This is a genomic window from Paenibacillus oleatilyticus, assembly GCF_018998565.1.
Taxonomy (GTDB): Bacteria; Bacillota; Bacilli; order Paenibacillales; family NBRC-103111; genus Paenibacillus_G; species Paenibacillus_G oleatilyticus.
The window spans coordinates 1-562 of the sequence record NZ_JAHNZO010000088.1; the positions used below are offsets into that span (position 1 = coordinate 1).

Here is a 562-nt window from a genome sequence, read left to right on the forward strand (position 1 = left end):
GGGTCTGTAAAATAAATTGTGTAACCTCTCAACTGAGATAAATTTGGCAATACTGACTACTAGATCAAAGTTGGAGGAATAAGCACATGGCGACCCGAAGCGGATTATTGTCAAAACAAGAATTACGTCAATTCGTAAAAGAGCATAATTTTCAATCGGCAGAAGATATTCAAAGGACACTAAAGGAATTATTTGCGGAAGTGCTCCAAGAAGCGCTAGAAGCGGAACTGGACACGCATCTCGGTTATGAGAAGCACGATGTAAAAAACAAGCAAACGAGAAACAGCCGCAACGGCTATAGTAAGAAAATCGTCACCTCCGAATACGGCGATGTAGAGATTGAAGTGCCTCGGGACCGACTGGGTGAATTTGAACCTGTGGTCGTGAAGAAAAATCAGACGAATGTGACCGGCATTGAGGAGCAGATCATCGCATTGTATGCGAAGGGTGTCAGTACACGGGACATTCAGGATCATCTTCAAGGGTTGTATGGTGTCGAGGTCTCACCGACTCTCATCTCCAACGTAACAAACAAGATCGTACCGCTTATTAAGGAGTGGCA

The 562-nt window shown here is 44.3% G+C and carries 1 protein-coding gene; it reads left to right on the forward strand.

Annotated features, from left to right (window positions below; translation table 11 throughout):
- Nucleotides 1-86: 86 nt before the first annotated feature.
- On the forward strand, nt 87-562 hold a 476-nt coding region (locus tag KQX66_RS36415), incomplete at its 3' end, for a transposase (protein ID WP_216798392.1).